This is a genomic window from Tistrella bauzanensis, from assembly GCF_014636235.1.
GTDB classification, from domain to species: Bacteria; Pseudomonadota; Alphaproteobacteria; order Tistrellales; family Tistrellaceae; genus Tistrella; species Tistrella bauzanensis.
The window spans coordinates 1-4,867 of sequence record NZ_BMDZ01000131.1 but is presented as its reverse complement, the minus strand read 5'-3'; the positions used below and the strand labels follow the sequence as shown (position 1 = coordinate 4,867).

Genomic DNA, 4,867 nt, shown 5'->3' with positions numbered 1-4,867 from the left:
CGAGACCCCCGCCAAGCTCCCAAGCCGTCAGCAGACGGCGTCAAACCATGGGTAGCGGGCATTCGGCAACAGCCTCCCCAGGGGGTCAAAATCCCAAGCGCCCCCTGAAGGCCTGAAATAGGGGCAAGGGGCCATTTCCGTAGCTTGCATTCGCCATGGGGTCACGGCCCTGAATCGGCCCCTCAGGGGGCGCTTGGGCCTCGATATTTTTCTGAAGAAAAATCTGCTTTTTTCCTTTTCCTGCCCGTGGGTTGCCCGTATAAAGCGCCTCCACCGACGTACCCCCTCGGATGACAGGCTGCACGATGCTCCTGTCCGCTGCGTGACCAGGGACGACGGCAGCGGAATGGGAACAACCAGAGCGTCCCGGTCCATGCCGGGCCGCCGCCGGTTTTAAGGGGATCAGCCCAAATGACTCCGAAAATCGAGCGCTTTCTCGCCGACCGACGAGCAGCCGATAGCAATCCTTGTGTTGTCGTTGACCTCGACGTCATCGCCGAGAAGTACCGGGAAATCAGCGAGCAGATGCCGCTCGTGCGGGTATTTTACGCCGTGAAGGCGAACCCCGCCCCGGAAATCCTGTCCATGCTGGTCGAGCTTGGGTCATGCTTCGATACCGCCAGCCTTCAGGAAATCGAAATGGTGCTCGCCGCCGGGGCGACGCCTGATCGTATTTCGTTCGGAAACACGATCAAGAAGGAGCGGGACATCGCCCGCGCCTATGAGCTCGGGGTGCGCCTGTACGCCTTCGACAGCGCCTGCGAGTTGAGCAAGATCGCGCGCTCGGCACCGGGTTCCAAGGTGTTCTGCCGCATTCTGGTCGACTGCGTTTCGGCCGACTGGCCCCTGTCGAAGAAGTTCGGCTGCGCGCCCGCCATGGCCCTGGAACTGCTGACCGATGCGGCTGGCCGTGGCCTCGATGCCTATGGCATCTCGTTCCATGTCGGCTCGCAGCAGACCGATCCGGAGCAGTGGGATCTGGCCATCGGTCAGGCGGCGGCGATCTTCCGCGACCTGGGCGAGCGTGGCGTCGCGGCCCGCATGGTCAATCTGGGTGGCGGGCTGCCGGCGCGCTATCAGGATGAGGTGGCGCCGATCGCCGCCTATGCGCTGGCGATCTCTCAGGCGATGACCCGGCATTTCGGCAACCAGCTGCCCGAGATGATCATCGAGCCGGGCCGTGGCCTGGTTGGCGATGCCGGCGTTCTGGAAGCGGAAGTCGTGCTGATCGCCGAGAAGAATTTCGGCGACGAGGTCCGCTGGGTCTATCTGGATGTCGGTAAGTTCAATGGCCTTGCCGAGACCATGGACGAGGCGATCAAGTACCGGGTGAAGACGCCGCGCGACGGTGTTGAAACCGGCCGCGTGATCCTGGCCGGCCCCACCTGCGACAGTGTCGACGTGCTGTACGAGAAGGCCGGCTATGAACTGCCGCATGCCCTGGAAGTGGGCGACAAGATCCGCTTCCTGTCGGCCGGCGCCTATACCACCACCTATGCCACGACCGGCTTCAACGGCTTCCCGCCGATCCAGGCCTATTACATCTGATCGCGACCGATATAGTCGTCAGAGACGCATGACAACGGCCGGCCCGGAATTCCGGGCCGGCCGTTTTCGCGTCCTGTTCACCCACGGCCCAGAAGATGGGGCAGGTCCGAGAGACTGGACAGCACCGCCCTGGGCTGGCCCGGCAGACTGTCGGGCGGCAGGTCGCCCCGGTTGATCCAGACCGCCTGATAGCCGTAATGCGCCGCACCGGCGACGTCCCAGCCATTGCTGGAGACGAAGGCGATCTGGTCGGGCTTCAGGCCGAAGGCATCGGGCCCCAATGCATAGACTGCGCGGGACGGTTTGAAGCTGTGCGCGGCCTCGACCGAGATGACATTGGTAAAGCGGCCGGTGATGCCCGCGGTCGCCAGCACCGCCGACAGCATCACCTGGGTGCCGTTCGACAGGATGCCAAGCGGCAGGTTGGAAGCATTCAGCACCTCAAGCGTCGGCACGGCGTCGGGAAAGGCGGGCAGGGCCAGATAGGCCTCCATCAACCGGGCCCGCAGCACCTTGTCGGTCAGGCCGACCGAGGCCATGGCGTAGTCGAGCGCCTGACCGGTCACCGTCCAGAAATCGGCATGATCACCCATCACCGTGCGCAGCCAGGTGTATTCCAGCTGCTTACGGCGCCAGGTGTCGCTCAAAGCCCGGGCCACGCCGGGATCGCCTACCCGCGTCAACCGGGCGCTGACCGGGGCATGGACGTCGAACAGGGTGCCATAGACGTCGAAAAGGCAGGCGCGAATGCCGCTCAGTGGTTCAGTCGTCGACATGCCGTCTCGCAATCGGATAGAGGATGACACGCCAGGTATCTGGCGCCAAAGATCCTGGGCGTCAATGGCAAAGCCGGATGTGACGATGTCGTGCGGGTGATGGCCACGTCACTCCCTGATCTGCGACCGGTCGAGCATGGCGGCGTCATAGCCGCGCGCGGCGATGCCCAATGCCAGGGTCGGCACCAGCCCGGGATCGGGCCGGCCCAGCCGGTGGCGATAGACGGTCAGCGCCTCAAGCACCCGCTGAACATAGTTGCGGGTTTCGCCATAGGGGATCTTCTCGATCCAGTCGATCACATCGACCGAAGGATCGCGCGGATCGCCATAGCGGCCGATCCATTCATCGACCTTGCCCGGGCCGGCATTGTATGACGCGACCGCCAGCACGAGATTGCCGCGATAGCGTTCGATCATCCGGCCCAGATAGGCCCGGCCAAGTGTCATGTTGTACAGCGGATCAGTCAGGCGTTCAGGCTGATAGGCCAGGGCCACCTGACCGGCCGTGTTGCGGGCGGTGCCCGGCATCAGCTGCATCAGGCCGACCGCGCCGGCGCGGCTGACGGCGCGCGGATTGAACTCGCTCTCCTGCCGGGCAATGGCGTGAACCAGCGCGAAATCGACCAGATGATCCGGCTGCGGATCGCCGGCAACACCAGGTGCGACGCCGGCATCATCGCCCACTGCCGGATAACGCAACTCGACGGCCAGGCGGTCGTCGATCTCGGCAAAGCGCTTGGCGAAGCGCAGCGCCAGATCGGGCCGGGCCAGGCCGCGCACCGCTTCGACAAAGGCATGCTGTTCGTCGGGGCGTGCCAGAGTGTCGGCCAGAGCGTAGGCGAAGGTCGACAGTAGCGCCTGTTCATCGGTGCGCGAAATCAAGGCCACCATCACCGCCAGCGGCCGGCCGGACAAGGCTGCCATGGCCTCTTCGGGGGCGCGCGCCTCGTTCGGCGCGGCGAAACTCGCCAGTGTCGTCGGCAGGTCAATGCGTTCGGCGGCGATCTGGCCATAGAAGGTGGTGCGGTCGCGGGCGGCTTCCATCAGCCAGGCCTGGGCGGCTTGCGTATCGCCAAGCCGGCTGGCGGCGCGCCCAGCCCAATAGGCGGCGCGGGCGCGGCTGATCGGCCGGCTGACCCGTTCATACATCGCGGTGAAATGGGTCAAGGCCGCCTGCGGCTGGTTCAGCGCGCGCAGCGCGATCCATCCGGCCAGCCATTCGGCTTCTGAAAACCCGACCGCATCGGTCTGTTCATGGGTCGAGACCAGATCATAGGCAGCCTGAGCATCGCCGCGTTCCAGCAGCATCCGGGTGACGATATGGCGTTCCAGCCACCAGTCACCGGGCGACATCTCTATCGCGCCCACCCGGGTCGCGGCCTTGATCAGCCGCGCCGCCTGATCCAGATCGCCGGCACGGCGTGCGGCACGCGCCTGAGAATAGGTGAGGCCGGGATCGCTGCGCAGGGCATCGGGCAGCGCCGCGATCAGCCCGGCCGCCTTCGGGCTGCCGGCATTCATCGCCAGCCGGGCTTCGGCGAGAGCGCGGCTGGACGGGTCGACCAGCGGCATGGCCATGCGCGCGGCGCCATCCTGGCCGCGCCACAGCATGATATCCAGCCGGCGGCGATGATCGGCTTCGCTCAGCAGGCCGGCGGCGGACAGCAGCAGCGCCGATTGCTGACGCTCGTTCATCACCATGCTGTCCCAGACGCCGACGGCGATCTTGCGCGCCTGGGCGTCGCGGCCGGTGGCACGCAGGGCATCGATCAGCCGGATGGCGCCCTCGGCGGTGCGCGGCGCGGCGCCGCCGAACCAGTCGATCACCTGGGCAGGTGTCCAGCCGGCTGGCAGCACGGTTTCGGCGCGCGCCATGATCCGGCTCACGCGCGGCCATTCCGGATGGGCGGCGGCAAAGCCATACAGCCGCTCATAATTGGCGCTGACCCGGCCATCCTGCAGTTCCGACCATTCAACGAAATCGTCGAGCGGGCGCAGCTTCAGGCCGGCGGTCAGGGCGCGGGCGTCGTCATAACGTCGCGCATCCACCGCGTCGAACACCGCCTGCACGGTTGCCATGTCCCGCACCGGCGGCACAAGCGCCACGGTGGTGACACCTGCAATCGACGACTGCGGCGCCACGGTCTGCGATGCGGCCGGCCGCGGTGGCGCGGCCAGCAGCGGGCTGCCGGCCAGAACGGTTGCGGCAAACAGGCAGCCCAGAGCGGCAGGGGCCACGCGGCGCAGACCGGGGCGGCGGGGATTGCGGGGCAGGGCGGCGGGCATGGAGAACGCTGACCTCTTGGACGGCCGAAGGGTTCGGCGGGAGGATCGGGTGAATGCGGTGCGTGGATGCGATCGCGCAACAGTGTATCACGGCTGATGCCGCAGCCAAGCGCAGCCATGGCCGCCGATCCCGATCCCGATGCCGGTTCTGGCTCCGGCCCTTGTGCGATCGGCGCCCAGGGCTATCGCATTTGCCCAATGATCGACCTTGCGAATTCATCGGACCATCCGGCCCGTTTTCGCTTGCGGCTGATCGG

At 66.3% G+C, this 4,867-nt stretch carries 3 protein-coding genes; 1 reads left to right on the top strand and 2 read right to left on the bottom strand.

What is annotated here, in order from left to right:
• Window positions 1–411 precede the first annotated feature (411 nt).
• Window positions 412–1,548 carry a type III PLP-dependent enzyme gene (locus tag IEW15_RS24775; RefSeq protein ID WP_188583101.1) on the top strand — a complete coding sequence of 379 codons (1,137 nt, stop codon included), beginning with the start codon at window positions 412–414 and terminating at the stop codon, window positions 1,546–1,548.
• 77 nt (window positions 1,549–1,625) lie between these two features.
• On the opposite strand, the gene IEW15_RS24770 is transcribed toward IEW15_RS24775, so the two are convergent.
• Window positions 1,626–2,324, bottom strand: a complete 699-nt coding sequence (locus IEW15_RS24770; RefSeq protein ID WP_188583099.1) for a haloacid dehalogenase type II — start codon at window positions 2,322–2,324, stop codon at window positions 1,626–1,628.
• Between the two features lie 108 nt (window positions 2,325–2,432).
• Window positions 2,433–4,610, bottom strand: a complete 2,178-nt coding sequence (locus tag IEW15_RS24765) for a lytic transglycosylase domain-containing protein (protein ID WP_188583097.1) — start codon at window positions 4,608–4,610, stop codon at window positions 2,433–2,435.
• Window positions 4,611–4,867: the final 257 nt, after the last annotated feature.